The organism is Streptomyces sp. IBSNAI002 (genome assembly GCF_052244475.1).
GTDB lineage: Bacteria > Actinomycetota > Actinomycetes > Streptomycetales > Streptomycetaceae > Streptomyces.
In genome coordinates this window covers 6160001-6178601 of the sequence record NZ_JBQPXG010000002.1, presented here as the reverse complement: position 1 = coordinate 6178601, position 18601 = coordinate 6160001, and the positions used below count along the sequence as shown (strand labels likewise).

The 18601-nt window shown below is 68.4% G+C and carries 6 protein-coding genes, 1 tRNA gene and 2 rRNA genes (1 of these 9 only partly in view); 1 reads left to right on the top strand and 8 read right to left on the bottom strand.

Annotation, left to right across the window (positions count from 1 at the left end; genetic code table 11):
• Positions 1-10: 10 nt before the first annotated feature.
• From ACTVZO_RS29705 to ACTVZO_RS29690, 4 genes are all read right to left on the bottom strand, one after another.
• The gene (locus ACTVZO_RS29705; protein ID WP_443301239.1) at positions 11-907 is read right to left on the bottom strand and encodes a RodZ domain-containing protein; all 897 of its coding nucleotides are present in this window, start codon (positions 905-907) and stop codon (positions 11-13) included.
• Positions 908-1153: 246 nt separating this feature from the next.
• Positions 1154-3988 (bottom strand): DNA translocase FtsK, encoded by a 2835-nt coding sequence (locus ACTVZO_RS29700; protein WP_443301238.1) that lies wholly within the window; start codon positions 3986-3988, stop codon positions 1154-1156.
• Between the two features lie 127 nt (positions 3989-4115).
• On the bottom strand, positions 4116-4796 hold the full coding sequence (locus ACTVZO_RS29695) for a response regulator (protein ID WP_443301237.1): 681 nt from the start codon (positions 4794-4796) through the stop codon (positions 4116-4118).
• A gap of 274 nt (positions 4797-5070) precedes the next feature.
• The gene (locus ACTVZO_RS29690) at positions 5071-10602 is read right to left on the bottom strand and encodes a HAMP domain-containing protein (RefSeq protein WP_443301236.1); all 5532 of its coding nucleotides are present in this window, start codon (positions 10600-10602) and stop codon (positions 5071-5073) included.
• Positions 10603-10768: 166 nt separating this feature from the next.
• Between ACTVZO_RS29690 and ACTVZO_RS29685 the strand changes: the two genes are divergently transcribed.
• Positions 10769-13351: a SpoIIE family protein phosphatase gene (locus tag ACTVZO_RS29685; RefSeq protein WP_443301235.1), complete on the top strand. Its 2583-nt coding sequence runs from the start codon at positions 10769-10771 to the stop codon at positions 13349-13351.
• A gap of 21 nt (positions 13352-13372) precedes the next feature.
• On the opposite strand, the gene ACTVZO_RS29680 is transcribed toward ACTVZO_RS29685, so the two are convergent.
• From ACTVZO_RS29680 to ACTVZO_RS29665, 4 genes are all read right to left on the bottom strand, one after another.
• A complete protein-coding gene (locus tag ACTVZO_RS29680) occupies positions 13373-13594 on the bottom strand; it encodes a hypothetical protein (RefSeq protein WP_443301234.1) in 222 nt (73 codons plus the stop codon).
• 189 nt (positions 13595-13783) lie between these two features.
• Positions 13784-13859, bottom strand: a tRNA-Thr gene (locus ACTVZO_RS29675).
• A 5-nt stretch (positions 13860-13864) separates the two neighbouring features.
• A 5S ribosomal RNA gene (rrf, locus tag ACTVZO_RS29670) occupies positions 13865-13981 on the bottom strand.
• A gap of 76 nt (positions 13982-14057) precedes the next feature.
• Positions 14058-18601, bottom strand: a 23S ribosomal RNA gene (locus ACTVZO_RS29665); it runs 55 nt beyond the window's last position.

Genomic DNA, 18601 nt, shown 5'->3' with positions numbered 1-18601 from the left:
CGGCCTCGGGTCAGCCCGCCTGGGGCTGTGCCTCAAGGGGGTCCCCCTTGGTGTATGTGAGACGTTCCACCTGGCCCGGCTGGAAGTCGTCCTTGATCTCCTTGCCGTTCACGAAGAGCTTCACGGCCCCGGCGTCGCCGAGCACGAGGTCGACGGACTCCTTGTCCGTGAAGGTCTTGGACTGACCCTGGGTGAGGGTTCCGTCGAAGAGCAGCCGGCCGGTGTGGTCCTTGGCCGAGATCCAGCTCTCGCCGGTGTCGGCCGTCAGGACGACCGTGACGAGGTCCTTGGGCGCGGCGGCGATCGCACTGTCGGAAGGCTCCGGCTTGGGAGCCTGCGGGGTCTGCTGGGGCTGCGCGGCCGGCTTGCCGCCGCTCTGCTTGGGAGCCGGCTTCGGGGCGGCGGAACCTTCCGCCACCGGCTTCTTGGTCTTCTCGTCGCCGCCGCTGAAGGCGGTGAAGCCCACGAAACCGATCACGGCGACGATGGCGGCGACCATGGCGGCGGTCCAGTTGGGCCGCTGCCGCTCGGGACGGAGGCGCTCGGCCTCGAACATCGGCGCGGCGGGGGTGGGTGCCGGCCGGCCGCCGTGGGCCGCGTCGTAGCTCTCGATCAGGGGTGCCGGATCGAGGTTGACGGCGCGGGCGAGCGTACGGATGTGGCCGCGGGCGTAGACGTCGCCGCCGCAGCGCGTGAAGTCGTCCTCTTCGATCGCGTGCACGATCGGGATGCGCACGCGGGTGGTGGAGCTGACCTCGTCGACGGTGAGCCCGGCGGCGATCCGGGCCTTCTTGAGAGCCGTCCCGATGGAAGGAGCTTCGGCGGAACGTTCGACGATGCGGTCCTCGGACCGGTCGTCGGTCGAAGGCCGCTCTTCTTCGGGGGAGTTGGCGTTGCCGATGGACACGAGGGCGCCTTTCGAGCGTGTAGCCACCTGCTGGATGTCCAGTCTAGGGGGGTGACGAAAGGGTGGAGCAACCGGAGGGTGCACTTCATACGCCATCCGAATGGCGCGGAGGGCTCCGCCCGGTGCGGCGGCGCTGCGCCGTGCACGATGCCGTGCGCGGTGCCGCCACCTCCCTTCAACTGGACGCGAGCCCAAGGGAAACGGTTGCCCGCGATATCCCCGCCGTTTCCCGGCGGGACGGCCGCCTCACGCCTCGGTCTCCCCGCGGATGACGGCGAGCGCCCCGTCCAGCTCGTCGGCCTTCAGCAGCACGTCACGGGCCTTGGAGCCCTCGCTCGGGCCGACGATCCCGCGCGACTCCATCAGGTCCATGAGCCGTCCGGCCTTGGCGAAGCCCACGCGCAGCTTGCGCTGGAGCATCGAGGTGGAGCCGAACTGGGTGGAGACGACCAGCTCGGCCGCCTGGCACAGCAGGTCCAGGTCGTCGCCGATCTCCTCGTCGATCTCCTTCTTCTGCTTCTGCCCGACGGTGACGTCGTCCCGGAAGACGGGCGTCATCTGGTCCTTGCAGTGCTGGACGATCCCGGCGATCTCGTCCTCGGTGACGAACGCGCCCTGGAGCCGGACGGGCTTGTTCGCGCCCATCGGCAGGAACAGCCCGTCGCCCTTGCCGATGAGCTTCTCGGCGCCCGGCTGGTCCAGGATGACGCGGCTGTCGGCGAGCGAGGAGGTGGCGAAGGCGAGGCGCGAGGGCACGTTCGCCTTGATCAGGCCGGTGACCACGTCCACCGAGGGCCGCTGCGTCGCCAGCACCAGGTGGATGCCGGCCGCGCGGGCCAGCTGGGTGATGCGGACGATCGAGTCCTCGACGTCGCGCGGCGCCACCATCATCAGGTCGGCGAGCTCGTCGACGATCACGAGGAGGTACGGGTACGGACTGAGCTCGCGCTCGCTGCCCGGCGGCAGCTTGATCTTGCCGTCCCGGATGGCCTGGTTGAAGTCGTCGATGTGCCGGTAGCCGAAGGCGGCCAGGTCGTCGTAGCGCAGGTCCATCTCGCGCACGACCCATTGGAGGGCCTCGGCGGCCCGCTTCGGGTTGGTGATGATCGGCGTGATCAGGTGCGGGATGCCCTCGTACGCCGTCAGCTCCACGCGCTTGGGGTCGACCAGCACCATCCGGACGTCCTCCGGGGTCGCCCGGACCATGATCGAGGTGATCAGGCAGTTGATGCAGGAGGACTTGCCGGAACCGGTGGCGCCGGCGACGAGCACGTGCGGCATCTTCGCGAGGTTGGCCATGACGTAGCCGCCCTCGACGTCCTTGCCCAGCGCGACGAGCATCGGGTGGTCGTCCTCGGCCGCGTCCGCCAGCCGCAGGACGTCGCCCAGGTTGACCATCTCGCGGTCGGTGTTCGGGATCTCGATGCCGACCGCGGACTTGCCCGGGATCGGGCTGATGATCCGCACGTCGGGCGAGGCCACGGCGTAGGCGATGTTCTTCGCCAGCGCCGTGATCCGCTCGACCTTCACCGCCGCGCCGAGCGTCACCTCGTAGCGGGTGACCGTCGGCCCCCGGGTGAAACCGGTGACCTGGGCGTCGACCTTGAACTCGGTGAACACGTTCGTCAGCGAGGCGACCACCGCGTCGTTGGCGGCGCTGCGGGTCTTGCCCGGCCCGCCGCGCTCGAGCAGGTCCAGCGAGGGCAGCGCGTACGTGATGTCCCCGCGCAGCTGGAGCTGCTCGGCGCGCGGCGGCAGGCCCTCGCTCTGCGGCGGGGCCTTGGTCAGGTCCGGTACCGCCAGCGTCCCGGAGGCCGCGGCGGTGGTGTCGTGCGGGCTCTCGGCCGCCCCGGCCGCCTCCGCGGCGGTGGCGGCGGTGGCGGCGGCGGCGGCGGTGGCGGCGGCGGGAGCCGCTGCCGGCCGCGGCGGTACGGAGCGCTCCTCGCGGGCGGTCGGCACCGGGGCGGTGATCTCCACTCCCTCGCGGTCGACGGAGATCCCCTGGGTGAGGTCGGCGACCAGCGGGGAGGGCGGCATCCCGCCGTAGACCGCCCCGTCCAGCGCGGCCGCGGCCGCCGCGGCCACGTCGACGGCGTCCATCTCCCGGTCCATGGCCGGCCGGGACGCGGCCCGCCGCGGCCTGCGCCGCCGGGCCAGCGCCTCCTCCTCGGCGGCGTCCGCCGGGTCGGCCGGGTCCTCCGCGGCTCCGGTACGGGCCCGCCAGCGGTCGGGATCGTGCCGGCCGCCCGCGCCCTCGCGCTCGCGCTCGCCGTACCCCTCGTCGTATTCGTTCGGGGCGATGACCCCGAGCCTGATCCCGAGCCGCCGCAGCCGCTCCGGGATCGCGTTGACCGGGGTCGCGGTGACCACGAGCAGCCCGAAGACGGTCAGCAGCACCAGCATCGGCACGGCCAGCGGCGCGCCCATGGTGAAGATCAGCGGCTTGGAGGCACCCCAGCCGATGAGCCCGCCCGCGTTCTGCATCGCGGTGGTGCCCTCGTCCCGGCCCGGCGCCCCGCAGGCGATGTGGACCAGCCCCAGCACCCCGATGGCCAGGGCGGAGAGCCCGATGCCGATGCGGCCGTTGGCGTCGGCCTGCTCGGGATGGCGGATGAAACGTACCGCCATGACACCGAGCAGGATCGGCACGAGCAGATCCAGTCGTCCGAAGGCACCGGTGACCAGCATCGTGACCAGGTCCCCGACGGGACCGCTCAGGTTCGACCAGGTTCCGGCGGCGACGATCAGCGCGAGGCCGAGCAGCAGCAGCGCGAGGCCGTCCTTGCGGTGGGCGGGGTCGAGGTTCTTCGCCCCCTGCCCGATCCCGCGGAAGACGGCGCCGACCGCGTGGGCGCAGCCCAGCCAGACGGCGCGCACCAGCCGCACCACGCCCCCGGTCGGGGACGGCGCGGGCTTGGGCGCGGTCTTCTTGACCGGGGCGCGCCTCGCGGGCGCGGCCTTCTTCGCGGCGGGCTTGCGCGCGGGGGCCGCCTTCTTCGCCGGCGCCGGGGTACGGCCGGTGCGGCCCTTCGCGGTGCCCGCGGTGCTCTGGGAACCCTTGCCGGACGTACGTGAGGCCATGGGCCCGAGGTTACCGGTGTCCACGCCAGTGGACACGCGTGCCCACCCCTTCACCCGTTCGTGTCGCCCGTTCCACCGGTGCTTTGACGCACCACCAGACCTGACGCACCGCCAGCCGCGGCGTCCCTCAGCCCTGCAGCGGCAGTACGGCTCCCCCGCCGGCCCCCGGCTCCAGCGCGTCCAGCGCCCGCCGCAGCCCGGTCAGCTTGCGCTCCAGATGGGCCGCGGTCGCCACCACCGCGGCTTCGGCCGAATCCTCGCCGAGCTGCTTGGTCAGCGCCTCGGCCTGCTCCTCGACCGCGGCCAGCCGCGCGGAGAGCTCGGCCAGCAGTCCGGCCGTCTCCTTGCTGCCGTCCGCGCCGTTCGTACCGCCGCCCTCCAGCTGGAGCCGCAGCAGCGCCGCCTGCTCGCGCAGCTGGCAGTTCTTCGTGTACAGCTCCACGAAGACCGAGACCTTGGCCCGCAGCACCCACGGGTCGAAGGGCTTGGAGATGTAGTCCACCGCGCCCGCCGCGTACCCGCGGAAGGTGTGGTGCGGACCGTGGTTGATCGCGGTCAGGAAGATGATCGGGATGTCCCGGGTCCGCTCCCGCCTCTTGATGTGCGCGGCCGTTTCGAATCCGTCCATTCCCGGCATCTGCACATCCAGCAGGATGACCGCGAAATCGTCCGTCAGCAGCGCTTTGAGCGCTTCCTCCCCCGACGACGCCCGGACCAGTGTCTGATCGAGCGCGGAGAGGATGGCCTCCAGCGCCAGCAGATTCTCCGGCCGGTCATCGACCAGGAGGATCTTGGCCTTCTGCACCATGCCCTGTCCTCCTCGCCCCGGCATGGGGCCTCCCCGGCTCCAGGCTCCGGCCTGTGCGCCGGGCCCCGCCCCAGAGGACGGCATCCTTGCGCCGTCCGTCCTTGTGCCGGTCATCGTAGCCCCAGTCCTGAGATCGCCACACCCTGTCACCAAGATGTCACTGTGCACGAAGCAGAAACGTGGCGGGAGAGCAGAAGGTTCCCCGTTTACCGCCCTCCCACACCGCTTCGGGCACAGTCCGTCAGCAATCGTTGTCAGCCCGCCCGCCCGGCGCTCACTTCCCGCGCATCCACTGCTCCATCACCGACAGCAGGAAGTCGGGGTCGACCGGCTTGGTCACATAGTCGGAAGCACCGGAGTCGATCGCCTTCTCCCGGTCCCCCTTCATCGCCTTCGCCGTCAGCGCGATGATCGGCAGCCCCGCGAACTGCGGCATCCGCCGGATCGCCGAGGTCGTGGCGTACCCGTCCATCTCCGGCATCATGATGTCCATCAGCACGACCGTCACGTCGTCGTGCTGCTCCAGCACCTCGATGCCCTCCCGCCCGTTCTCCGCGTACAGCACCGCCAGCCCGTGCTGCTCCAGCACGCTGGTCAGCGCGAAGACGTTGCGCACGTCGTCGTCGACGATGAGCACCTTCTCGCCGTGGAAGTCGTACGTCCGGGGCACGACCGGAAGTTCCTCCTCGGCACTGCCCCAGCCGTCCTCCGGCCCCGCCACGCCCGGCTGCCCGGGCACGGCCGTACGCGGCTCCAGGTCGCTCAGCGACTTGCGGCGGCGCCGGAACAGAGCGGCCCCGCCCTGGCCCGGCTCGGAGCCCGGCAGGGCCGAGCGCTCCGCCCGGCCGGCGGAGCCGAGCACCGGACCGGCCGGCGCGGGAGCCACGGGGGCCGCCGGCAGCGCGGGACGAGCCTCCTCGACGGGCCTGCGGTACAGCTCGGCGCGGCCGCCGCCGGGCGTGGGCGGCGCGTACCCCTGCGGGGGCAGCTCGCTCGGGTGCAGCGGCAGGTACAGCGTGAAGGTGGACCCGCGGCCGGGCTCGCTGGCCGCGTGGATCTCCCCGCCGAGCAGCCGGGCGATCTCCCGGCTGATGGACAGGCCCAGGCCCGTGCCGCCGTACTTGCGGCTCGTCGTCCCGTCGGCCTGCTTGAACGCCTCGAAGATCACCAGCATCTTGCTCGCGGCGATCCCGATGCCCGTGTCGGTCACCGAGAACGCGATCAGGTCCGCGTCGGCTTCCCGCAGCGACCCGGCCTCCAGCAACTGCTCCCGGATCGCCGTCGGGACGTCCGCTCCGGCCGGCCGGATCACCAGCTCCACCGCCCCGGTGTCGGTGAACTTCACCGCGTTGGACAGCAGGTTGCGCAGCACCTGGAGCAGCCGCTGCTCGTCGGTGTGCAGCGTGGCCGGCAGCTCCGGCGATACCCGCACCGAGAAGTCGAGCCCCTTCTCCGCGGTCAGCGGCCGGAAGGTCGCCTCCACGTAGTCCACGAGCTGCACCAGCGCGATCCGCGTCGGCGAGACGTCCATCTTCCCCGCCTCGACCTTCGACAGGTCGAGGATGTCGTTGATCAGCTGGAGCAGGTCCGAGCCGGCTCCGTGGATGGTCTCGGCGAACTCCACCTGCTTCCCCGACAGGTTCTCGTCCGCGTTGTCGGCGAGCAGCTTGGCCAGGATCAGCAGCGAGTTGAGCGGGGTCCGCAGCTCGTGCGACATGTTCGCGAGGAACTCGGACTTGTAGCGCATCGAGACCGCGAGCTGCTCGGCACGCTCCTCGAGGACCTGCCGCGCCTCCTCGATCTCGGTGTTCTTCACCTCGATGTCCCGGTTCTGCTGGGCCAGCAGCTCGGCCTTCTCCTCCAGTTCCGCGTTCGCGGCCTGCAGGGCCTTCTGCCGGTTCTCCAGTTCGTCGGAGCGCTCGCGCAGCTGCTCGGTCATCTCCTGCGACTGCTTCAGCAGCATCTCCGTCTTGGAGTTGACGCTGATGGTGTTGACGCTCGTACCGATCATCTCGGCGATCTGGCTGAGGAAGTCCTTCTGGATCTGCGTGAACGGCGTGAAGGACGCCAGCTCGATGACGCCGAGCACCTTCCCCTCGAAGAGCACCGGCAGCACGATCACGTGCGCCGGCGGCGCCTCGCCGAGCCCCGAGGAGATCTTCAGGTAGCCGGGCGGGGTGTTCTCGACCAGGATCGTCCGCTTCTCCTCGGCGACCGTCCCGATCAGCCCCTCCCCCGGCCGGAAGGAGGTGGGCACCTGACCGCCGGCGTACGCGTAACTCCCGCGCATCCGCAGCTCGTACGAGCCGTCCGCACCGCCCTCCGTCCCGAACTCGTTGGTACCGCCGGCCGGCAGGGCCAGGAAGAAGGCGCCGTGCTGCGCCGAGACCACCGGCGTCAGCTCGCTCATGATCAGCGAGGCCACGTCGTCGAGCTCCCGGCGGCCCTGCATCAGCGCGGAGATCCGCGCCAGGTTGCCCTTGAGCCAGTCCTGCTCCTTGTTGGCCAAGGTGGTGTCGCGCAGGTTGACGATCATCGTGTTGATGTTGTCCTGGAGGACCTGGATCTCGCCCGCGGCGTCCACGTCGACCTTCAGGCTGAGGTCGCCGCGGGTCACCGCGGTGGCCACCGCCGCGATCGCGCGGACCTGCCGGGTGAGGTTCCCGGCCATCTCGTTCACGGACTCCGTCAGGTCCCGCCAGGTGCCGTCCACGTCGCGGACCCGGGCCTGACCGCCCAGGATGCCCTCGGTGCCCACCTCGCGGGCCACCCGCGTCACCTGGTCGGCGAACGAGGACAGCTGGTCCACCATCGTGTTGATGGTGGTCTTGAGCTCCAGGATCTCCCCGCGCGCGTCGATGTCGATCTTCTTGGTCATATCGCCCTTGGCGATGGCGGTCGTGACCATGGCGATCTGCCGCACCTGCCCGGTGAGGTTGGAGGCCATGAAGTTCACCGAGTCGGTGAGGTCCTTCCAGGTCCCCGAGACGCCCGGCACGTGCGCCTGACCGCCCAGGCGGCCCTCCGTACCCACCTCACGGGCCACGCGCGTCACCTCGTCGGCGAACGACGACAGGGTCTTCACCATCGTGTTGACCGTGTCGGCGAGCTGCGCGACCTCGCCGCGCGCCTCGACCGTGACCTTCTTCGTCAGATCGCCGTTGGCCACGGCCGCCGAGACCTGCGCGATCCCGCGCACCTGGGCCGTCAGGTTCCCGGCCATGGTGTTGACGTTGTCGCTGAGGTCCTTCCAGATGCCCGTGACACCGCGCACCCGCGCCTGGCCGCCGAGGATGCCCTCGGTGCCCACCTCGCGCGCCACCCGCGTCACCTGCTCCGCGAAGGACGACAGCTGGTCCACCATCGTGTTCACGGTGGTGACGAGTTCGAGGATCTCGCCCTTCGCGTCGACGGTGATCTTCTTCGAGAGGTCGCCCATCGCGACCGCCGTGGTCACCTCGGCGATGTTGCGCACCTGCGAGGTCAGGTTGTTCGCCATGAAGTTGACGGACTGGGTGAGGTCCTTCCAGGTGCCGGAGACCCCCTTCACCTCCGCCTGGCCGCCGAGGATGCCCTCGGTGCCCACCTCACGGGCCACCCGCGTCACCTGCTCCGCGAAGTTCGAGAGCTGGTCGACCATCGTGTTGAGGGTGTTCTTCAGCTCGAGGATCTCGCCCCGCGCGTCCACGTCGATCTTCTGCGACAGGTCGCCGCGCGCCACCGCGGTGGCGACCTGCGCGATGTTGCGCACCTGCGAGGTCAGGTTCCCGGCCATGCCGTTCACCGAGTCCGTCAGGTCGCGCCATACGCCGGCCACTCCCGGCACCTGGGCCTGGCCGCCGAGCCGTCCCTCGGTACCCACGTCCCGGGCCACGCGGGTCACCTGCTCGGCGAAGGCCGAGAGCTGGTCGACCATCGTGTTGATGGTGTTCTTCAGCTCGAGGATCTCGCCCCGCGCGTCCACGTCGATCTTCTGCGACAGGTCACCGCGCGCCACCGCCGTGGTCACCTGCGCGATCTGGCGCACCTGCGAGGTCAGGTTCCCGGCCATGAAGTTGACGGAGTCGGTGAGCTCCTTCCAGGTACCGGACACCCCCTCGACCCGTGCCTGGCCGCCGAGGCGGCCCTCGGTGCCCACGTCCCGCGCCATCCGCGTGACCTGGTCGGCGAAGGACGACAGCTGGTCCACCATCGTGTTCACGGTGTTCTTCAGCTGGAGCATCTCGCCCGAGACGTCCACGGTGACCTTCTGCGACAGGTCGCCGTTGGCGACCGCCGTCGTCACCTGCGCGATGTTGCGGACCTGACCGGTGAGGTTGCGGAAGGCGGTGTTCACCGAGTCGGTGAGGTCCTTCCACGTGCCCGCGGCCCCCGGCACCTGCGCCTGACCGCCCAGCTCACCCTCGACGCCGACCTCACGGGCCACACGCGTCACTTCCGCACCGAAGGACTGGAGCTGGTCCACCATCGTGTTGACGGTGTTCTTCAACTCCAGCATCTCGCCGGCCACGTTGACCGTGACCTTCTGCGACAGGTCGCCGTTCGCCACGGCGGTCGTCACCTGCGCGATGTCGCGCACTTGCGTGGTCAGGTTGCGGAAGACCGTGTTCACCGAATCGGTGAGGTCCTTCCAGGTCCCCGCGGCCCCCGGCACCTGCGCCTGACCGCCCAGCAGTCCCTTGGCCCCGACCTCGCTGGCCACGCGCGTGACCTCGTCCGCGAAGGTCCGCAGGGTCTCCGTCATCTGATTGATCGTTTCGGCCAGCTGCGCGACCTCGCCGCGCGCGCTCACCCGTACCTTCTGCGACAGGTCACCGTTCGCGACCGCCGTCGTCACCTGCGCGATCCCGCGCACCTGAGCCGTCAGGTTGCCCGCCATCGTGTTGACGGAGTCGGTCAGGTCCTTCCACACACCGGCGACACCGGGCACCTTCGCCTGGCCGCCCAGCTCCCCCTCCGTACCCACCTCGCGGGCGACCCGGGTCACCTCGGAGGAGAACGAGGACAGCTGGTCCACCATGGTGTTCACGGTGTTCTTCAGCTGGAGCATCTCGCCGGCCACGTGCACGGTGACCTTGCGCGACAGATCGCCCTTGGCCACCGCCGTCGTGACGAGAGCGATATCACGCACCTGAGCGGTGAGCCGGTACGCCATCGTGTTGACGGAGTCGGTCAGATCCTTCCAGGAACCGGACATCCCGCGCACCTGGGCCTGGCCGCCGAGCTTGCCCTCGGTACCCACCTCCAGCGCCACGCGCGTCACCTCGTCGGTGAACGCGGACAGCTGGTCGACCAGGTTGTTGACCGTACGCCCGACCTTCAGGAACTCCCCGCGCAGCGGATGCCCCGCCCCCTCCTGCGCCTGGGTCCGCAAGTCCATCCGCTGGTCCAGATCGCCCTCGGCGACCGCCGACAGCACCCGGCCCACCTCTGACACCGGCCGGGCGAGATCGTCCACCAGCTGGTTCGAGGCGTCGATCGCGGCCGCCCAGGAGCCCTCACAGGCACCGGTTTCCAGCCGTTCGCTCAACTTGCCCTCGCGGCCCACCATCCTGCGGACCCGCGACAGCTCGCCCGTCAGGTGCAGGTTGCGGTCGGCGACCTCGTTGTAGACGGCGGCGATCTCCGCCATCACGCCCTCGCCGGACACCGTCAGCCGCTTGCGGAAGTTCCCGTCCCGCATCGACACCAGGGCCGTGAGCAGCCGGTTCAGAGCGGCGGTATCGACCTCGGTCGTGCCGCCTCGCCGGGACCGACCGCCCTTCGGCCGCGTTCCCGTTCGCCGCACCGCTGCGCCAGACTCCACCGTGTCCCTCCCGAAAGGGTCGACCGCTGTTCCACCGGGCTACGAGTGTTCCTGCCCGGCTCTTCAAGCCTGCCCAGTGTTTCACCCTGGCCGAACCCGGCCATAACACTTCGGCACCATCGCACACCCGCCGTACCCTGCGGGTGGAATCCCCGACGACGGCACCATGCCGACCGTGAAGGTAAGTAACCTGGCACCCGATGTCCAACCGCGTCGAAGGAGACTTGTGATCACGGCACGGGCGGCTGCCAGCTTCGACCCCCTCGGGCGCTCGGTCGCCGCCGCCCGCGCGTTCGTCCGCGACACCCTGCACGGCTGGGGCTTCGCGGACATCGTCGACGACGCGGTGGTGCTCACCAGCGAGCTCGTCACCAATGCCGTGGTCCACGCCGGAACCCGGGCCGAGGTCCTGTGCCTGCGCGCCGAGGACGGCGTACGCGTCGAGGTGGCCGACCGCTACCCGGAGCGCGAGCTCCCGCTCCAGCACCCCGGCGAGCGCCCGTACGCCGACCCCGACCGCGAGAACGGCCGCGGACTGATGCTCTGCGCCGCCCTCGCCACCCGCTGGGGCGTCGAGTACACCGCCACCCACAAACACGTGTGGTTCCGCCTCGACCTGCCAGACCGTCCGGTCGGTACCCGCTCCGCGGGCCCCGTCGTCCCCGACCAGCTGCTGCCCCTCGCCGACAGCCGGGTCCGCGTCGCCGTCCTCCAGATCGACTCCGCAGGAGCCGTCTCCGCCTGGAACGAGGACGCCGAGCACGTCTTCGGCTACCCCGCCGAGAAGGCCGTCGGCCGCCCGCTCGCCGAGCTCGCCGCCTGGCCCCAGACCCCCGGCACCGGCACCGGCATCGCCGAGGCACTGGGCCTGTCCCGCTGGGAGGGCAGCTACGGGATCCGCGGCTCCGACGGCCGCGTCATCCCCGTTTACGCCTCCCACCTCCGGGTACGCGACGCCCATGGCGAACCCTCCATCGTCTGCCTCCTCGTCCACGACGACGAGCGAGCCCTCCTGCAGACCCCGGTACGGATCCCCGCCGACGGCGGCCAGCTCACCGAGCCCCGCCCCGCGGACCCCTTCGAGGTCTTCATCGGCTCGCCCGCCCCCGACGATCTCGACGGCCTCCTCCAGCGCACCGTCGAGCGGGCCCGCGACCTCCTCGACGCCGATTCCGCCTTCCTGCTCCTCGCCACCGACGACGAGACCGAGCTCGAGGTCCGCGCCACCACCGGGCTGCCCTCCACCCGCCAGCGCTTCGCCCGGGTCCCCGTCGAGGCCGGCACCAACCGGTACGGCTCGGCCCGCATGCCCGCCGTCCACGACGACCTCGTCGCCGTACCCGGAGCCGTCCCGCTCCTGGAGTCCACCGGCATGCGGTCCGTGGTGACCGTCCCCCTCAAGGTCGAAGGCCGGCTCACCGGCTCCCTCGGCGTCGCCGCCGAGATCCCCGGCCGCTACTCCAACGAGGAGGCGCTGCGCCTCCAGTTCGCGGCCGACCGCATCGCCCTCGCAGTCGAGTCCGCCCGCCTCGGCGAGCTCGAACGCCTGCGCCGCGGCTCGCTCTCCTTCCTCGTCGAGGCCTCCGACCTGCTGGCCGGCACCCTCGACCGGGACCAGACCCTGGCCCTCATGGCCCAGATGACCGTCCCGACCCTCGCGACCTGGTGCGCCGTCTACACCATCGCCGACCAGTCCTCGGATCCCTACCTCTCCTACGTGCTGCACGAGGACGAGGAGCGCATCGACGGCCTCAAGGCCCTGCTCTCCCGGGTCAGCCCGCCGGAACCCGTCCGCGGGGCCGGCGTCCGCCCCTGGCCGGAAACGGCTCTCGCGGTCGGCGGCGAGACCGTCGTCCTCCCGCTGATGGCCCGCAACCGCGTGATCGGCATGCTCACCCTCGGCAAGGCCAGCGAGGAGCACTTCCGCCAGGAGATCCTCGAACTCGCCGAGGACCTCTCCCGCCGGGCCGCCCTCGCCCTCGACAACGCACGGCTGTACTCCGAGCGCACGGCCATCAGCCGCTCCCTCCAGCGCAGCCTGCTGCCGCCCGGCTCCCCGGCCATCCCCGGCATGGAGGTGGAGGTCATCTACCGCGCGGCCGGCGAGGGCAACGAGGTGGGCGGCGACTTCTACGACGTCTTCCCGATCCGCGACGGCGCCTACGGCTTCGCCATCGGCGACGTCTGCGGTACGGGCCCGGAGGCGGCCGCCGTCACCGGCCTGGCCCGCCACGCCCTGCGCCTGCTGGCCCGCGAGGGCCTGGGCGGGCCCGCCGTCCTGGAACGCCTCAACGCGGCCATCCTCGACGAGGGCGCCCGCAGCCGCTTCCTCACGCTCCTCTACGGCGAGCTCCACCCGCAGCCGGACGGCGGCGCCCTGATGAAGGTCGTCTGCGCCGGCCACCCGCTGCCGCTGCGCCTGCGCCCGAACGGCGACGTGCTCCCGGCCGCCGACCCCCAGCCACTGCTGGGCGTGATCGACGATCTCGACCTCTACGAGCAGACGCTGACCCTGGACCCGGGCGATGTGCTGCTCTGCGTCACGGACGGTGTGACCGAACGCCGCGAGGGCAGCCGCATGCTCGGGGACGACGGCCTCGCCGAGGTGCTCACCACCTGCACGGGCCTCACCGCGGGCGCGGTCGCCTCCCGCGTCCTGCGCGCGGTGGAACGCTTCGCCGCGGAACCCGCCTCGGACGACATGGCCATCCTGGCCTTCCGCGTCCCTCAGCAGCGCGAGGGCGACTGAGAGCGCTGTCGTCCTCCTTTCCTACCGCCGGGGCCTCGGCCGCGTCGACAGGATCATGAAGGACGGGGCCGCCATCTCCGTGGCCAGGGGAAGCCTGTCGTTGTGGACCTGGCTGCCGGCGTGCTCCGGCACGGTGGTGGGACGGACGGGCGCTGGGGTCCCGGGGGCCGAGGGGGCGTCCGCCTCGGGACCCAGGGCCGTCACGATCTTCAGAACGAGGCGTCGGATCCTTGCGATGCTCATGGGGCGGGCCTTCCGCGGGCTCGGGGGCTCGGACTGCGGATGCGGCGAGAAGGCTGCTGCCTCCCGTTCCCTCATCCGTGATCCCATTGCGCCCCACGCCACGACGGCGGTCACGACCCGGAAAGTCGGGGCTTGACAGCCGCCCCAAACGCAAAAAGGCCCCCGCCATGAGGCGGGGGCCTTTTTCTTTGGAGCCCTTTAACGGAATCGAACCGTTGACCTTCTCCTTACCATGGAGACGCTCTACCGACTGAGCTAAAAGGGCGGGTTGTTCGGCGGCGTCCTACTCTCCCACAGGGTCCCCCCTGCAGTACCATCGGCGCTGAAAGGCTTAGCTTCCGGGTTCGGAATGTAACCGGGCGTTTCCCTAACGCTATGACCACCGAAACACTATGAAATTTGAACGCTGGCATGAACACAGCTGTTCGTTATTTCAGAACTAACACAGTGGACGCGAGCAACTGAGGACAAGCCCTCGGCCTATTAGTACCAGTCAGCTTCACCCGTTACCGGGCTTCCACATCTGGCCTATCAACCCAGTCGTCTACTGGGAGCCTTACCCTCTCAAGGAGGTGGGAATACTCATCTTGAAGCAGGCTTCCCGCTTAGATGCTTTCAGCGGTTATCCCTCCCGAACGTAGCCAACCAGCCATGCCCTTGGCAGGACAACTGGCACACCAGAGGTTCGTCCGTCCCGGTCCTCTCGTACTAGGGACAGCCCTTCTCAATATTCCTACGCGCACAGCGGATAGGGACCGAACTGTCTCACGACGTTCTAAACCCAGCTCGCGTACCGCTTTAATGGGCGAACAGCCCAACCCTTGGGACCGACTCCAGCCCCAGGATGCGACGAGCCGACATCGAGGTGCCAAACCATCCCGTCGATATGGACTCTTGGGGAAGATCAGCCTGTTATCCCCGGGGTACCTTTTATCCGTTGAGCGACGGCGCTTCCACAAGCCACCGCCGGATCACTAGTCCCGACTTTCGTCCCTGCTCGACCCGTCGGTCTCACAGTCAAGCTCCCTTGTGCACTTACACTCAACACCTGATTGCCAACCAGGCTGAGGGAACCTTTGGGCGCCTCCGTTACCCTTTGGGAGGCAACCGCCCCAGTTAAACTACCCATCAGACCAGGGCCCCGGAGTGTTCCGGGAATGTCTGATTTGGCCCCGTGGGCGCCGGTTGTCCCTGGGCGTGAAGCGAGCACGGCACCTGTGGATCATGGAGTTCTCTAGGCTTCACGATCTGCAGGGGTGCCGTGCTCGTTGCTTCATCCTGCCCTGTGGCCGTCGTGCCCGTGTGCGCGCCCCTGCTTGCGCAGTCGCTGGCCGCGTCGGAGCCGGTCGTCCCGGACGGGCTGCTGCAGGCTCTGGCCCAGGTCCCGGACTCGCGTGATCCGCGTGGGAGGCGCTACCGGCTGGCGACGCTGCTGGCGATCGGGGTCTGTGCGATGACCACCGCCGGCCATAACTCCCTTGTCGCGATCGGGGAGTGGGCACGTCGCTGTGATCAGCAGGTCCTGGCCGATCTCGGTTGTCCGTTCGATCCGATGACCGGCCGGATGCGGTGCCCCAACGAGAAGACCCTGCGCGACGCCTACGGCAAGGTCGACCCGGCCGAGCTGACCCGAGCCGGCTACACGCGACTGGCCGTCCTGGCCCGGCAATCAGCAGACCGGGCGCCGAGCGCGCGGACCCCGGAGGGACTCGCCGAACGCGAACAGCGTCGCGCTCACCACGCCGCCGAACGCACACCACCGTCCCGGGCCCGGCGGCGGGTCTTCGCAGGGGATGGCAAGTGCCTGCGCGGGGCGAAGCGCCCGGACGGCTCCCAGGTCTACGTGTTCTCCGCAGTGCGCCACCAGGACGCGCTGACCGTCGCCGCCCGCGAGGTCGGCGCCAAGACCAACGAGATACCCGAGTTCCAGCCCCTCATGGAACAGATCCCCGACGAGGAACTGGAAGACGCCGTGGTCACCCTCGATGCCCTGCACGCCCAGCGCGAGCACGCCCGCTACCTGGTCGAGGAGCGCGGCGCCCACTACCTGCTGTCCGTGAAGGGGAACCAGAAGAACCTCGCCCGGCAGCTCAAGTCCCTTCCCTGGAAGCAGATCCCGGTCCTGCACCGCACCAGTGAGTCCGGCCACGGCCGCGAGGAGATCCGTGAACTGCAGGTCGCCAGCGTGAACGGGCTCCTGTTCCCCCACGCCCGCCAGGTGGTCCGCATCCGCCGCAGGCGCCGCCCGCTCGGCACGAAGAAGTGGTCCGAGGAGATCGTCTACGCGGTCACCGACCTGACCGCCGAGCAGGCGAGCCCCGAGGAGATCGCAGCCTGGGCCCGCGGCCACTGGACGATCGAGAACAGCGTCCACTGGGTCCGCGACGTCACCTTCGGCGAAGACGCCCGCACCATCCGCACCCGCAACACGCCCGCCGTCATGGCCGGCCTCGGCGACATCGTCCGCGGCACCCTCCGGGCCCTCGGCTGGGTCAACGCCGCCAGCGCCAGACGCGCCCACACCGACCCCACCGCCGTCCTGCGGCTCCACGGCATCACATGACCAAACCGGACATCTCGGGAACACTCCGGGGCCCTGCCCATCAGACACTGTCCCTGATCCGGATCACGGACCGAGGTTAGACATCCAGCACGACCAGAGTGGTATTTCAACGGCGACTCCACAACCACTGGCGTGGCTGCTTCAAAGTCTCCCACCTATCCTACACAAGCCGAACCGAACACCAATATCAAACTGTAGTAAAGGTCCCGGGGTCTTTCCGTCCTGCTGCGCGAAACGAGCATCTTTACTCGTAGTGCAATTTCACCGGGCCTATGGTTGAGACAGTCGAGAAGTCGTTACGCCATTCGTGCAGGTCGGAACTTACCCGACAAGGAATTTCGCTACCTTAGGATGGTTATAGTTACCACCGCCGTTTACTGGCGCTTAAGTTCTCAGCTTCGCACGCCCGAAAGCGCACTAACCGGTCCCCTTAACGTTCCAGCACCGGGCAGGCGTCAGTCCGTATACATCGCCTTACGGCTTCGCACGGACCTGTGTTTTTAGTAAACAGTCGCTTCTCGCTGGTCTCTGCGGCCACCCCCAGCTCACGGAGCAAGTCCGATCACCAGTGATGGCCCCCCTTCTCCCGAAGTTACGGGGGCATTTTGCCGAGTTCCTTAACCATAGTTCACCCGAACGCCTCGGTATTCTCTACCTGACCACCTGAGTCGGTTTAGGGTACGGGCCGCCATGAAACTCGCTAGAGGCTTTTCTCGACAGCATAGGATCATCCACTTCACCACAATCGGCTCGGCATCAGGTCTCAGCCTTATATGAGGGACGGATTTGCCTACCCCTCGGCCTACACCCTTACCCCGGGACAACCACCGCCCGGGCTGGACTACCTTCCTGCGTCACCCCATCGCTTACCTACTACAAGTCTGGTTCGTCGGCTCCACCACTTTCCTTTCCCCGAAGGGTCCGGAACGGCTTCACGGACTTAGCATCGCCTGATTCGATATTGGGCGTTTCAAAGCGGGTACCGGAATATCAACCGGTTGTCCATCGACTACGCCTGTCGGCCTCGCCTTAGGTCCCGACTTACCCTGGGCAGATCAGCTTGACCCAGGAACCCTTAGTCAATCGGCGCACACGTTTCTCACGTGTGTATCGCTACTCATGCCTGCATTCTCACTCGTGAACCGTCCACAACTAGCTTCCGCTGCTGCTTCACCCGGCACACGACGCTCCCCTACCCATCACAGCAGGCGTTGGCCCTATTGCTGCAATGACACGACTTCGGCGGTACGCTTGAGCCCCGCTACATTGTCGGCGCGGAATCACTTGACCAGTGAGCTATTACGCACTCTTTCAAGGGTGGCTGCTTCTAAGCCAACCTCCTGGTTGTCTCTGCGACTCCACATCCTTTCCCACTTAGCGTACGCTTAGGGGCCTTAGTCGATGCTCTGGGCTGTTTCCCTCTCGACCATGGAGCTTATCCCCCACAGTCTCACTGCCGTGCTCTCACTTACCGGCATTCGGAGTTTGGCTAAGGTCAGTAACCCGGTAGGGCCCATCGCCTATCCAGTGCTCTACCTCCGGCAAGAAACACACGACGCTGCACCTAAATGCATTTCGGGGAGAACCAGCTATCACGGAGTTTGATTGGCCTTTCACCCCTAACCACAGGTCATCCCCCAGGTTTTCAACCCTGGTGGGTTCGGTCCTCCACGAAGTCTTACCTCCGCTTCAACCTGCCCATGGCTAGATCACTCCGCTTCGGGTCTAGAGCGTGCAACTCAATCGCCCTATTCGGACTCGCTTTCGCTACGGCTTCCCCACACGGGTTAACCTCGCTACACACCGCTAACTCGCAGGCTCATTCTTCAAAAGGCACGCAGTCACGACGTTGCATGCAAGCATGCAACGCGACGCTCCCACGGCTTGTAGGCACACGGTTTCAGGTACTATTTCACTCCGCTCCCGCGGTACTTTTCACCATTCCCTCACGGTACTATCCGCTATCGGTCACCAGGGAATATTTAGGCTTAGCGGGTGGTCCCGCCAGATTCACACGGGATTTCTCGGGCCCCGTGCTACTTGGGAGATTCTTAAGCAAGCCGCTGATGTTTCGTCTACGGGGGTCTTACCCTCTACGCCGGACCTTTCGCATGTCCTTCGACTACATCAACGGTTTCTGACTCGCCGACCGGCCGGCAGACCGATCAAAAGAATTCCCACAACCCCGCATGCGCAACCCCTGCCGGGTATCACACGCATACGGTTTGGCCTCATCCGGTTTCGCTCGCCACTACTCCCGGAATCACGGTTGTTTTCTCTTCCTGAGGGTACTGAGATGTTTCACTTCCCCTCGTTCCCTCCACACTGCCTATGTGTTCAGCAGTGGGTGACAGCCCATGACGACTGCCGGGTTTCCCCATTCGGACACCCCCGGATCAAAGCTCAGTTGGCAGCTCCCCGGGGCCTATCGCGGCCTCTCACGT

What these genes read in the sequence shown, in the direction of transcription:
- ACTVZO_RS29700 (WP_443301238.1), bottom strand. Translation starts at nt 3,988, where the DNA reads ATGGCCTCACGTACGTCCGGCAAGGGTTCCCAGAGCACCGCGGGCACC.
- ACTVZO_RS29695 (WP_443301237.1), bottom strand. Translation starts at nt 4,796, where the DNA reads ATGGTGCAGAAGGCCAAGATCCTCCTGGTCGATGACCGGCCGGAGAAT.
- ACTVZO_RS29685 (WP_443301235.1), top strand. Translation starts at nt 10,769, where the DNA reads ATGCCGACCGTGAAGGTAAGTAACCTGGCACCCGATGTCCAACCGCGT.
- ACTVZO_RS29680 (WP_443301234.1), bottom strand. Translation starts at nt 13,594, where the DNA reads ATGAGCATCGCAAGGATCCGACGCCTCGTTCTGAAGATCGTGACGGCC.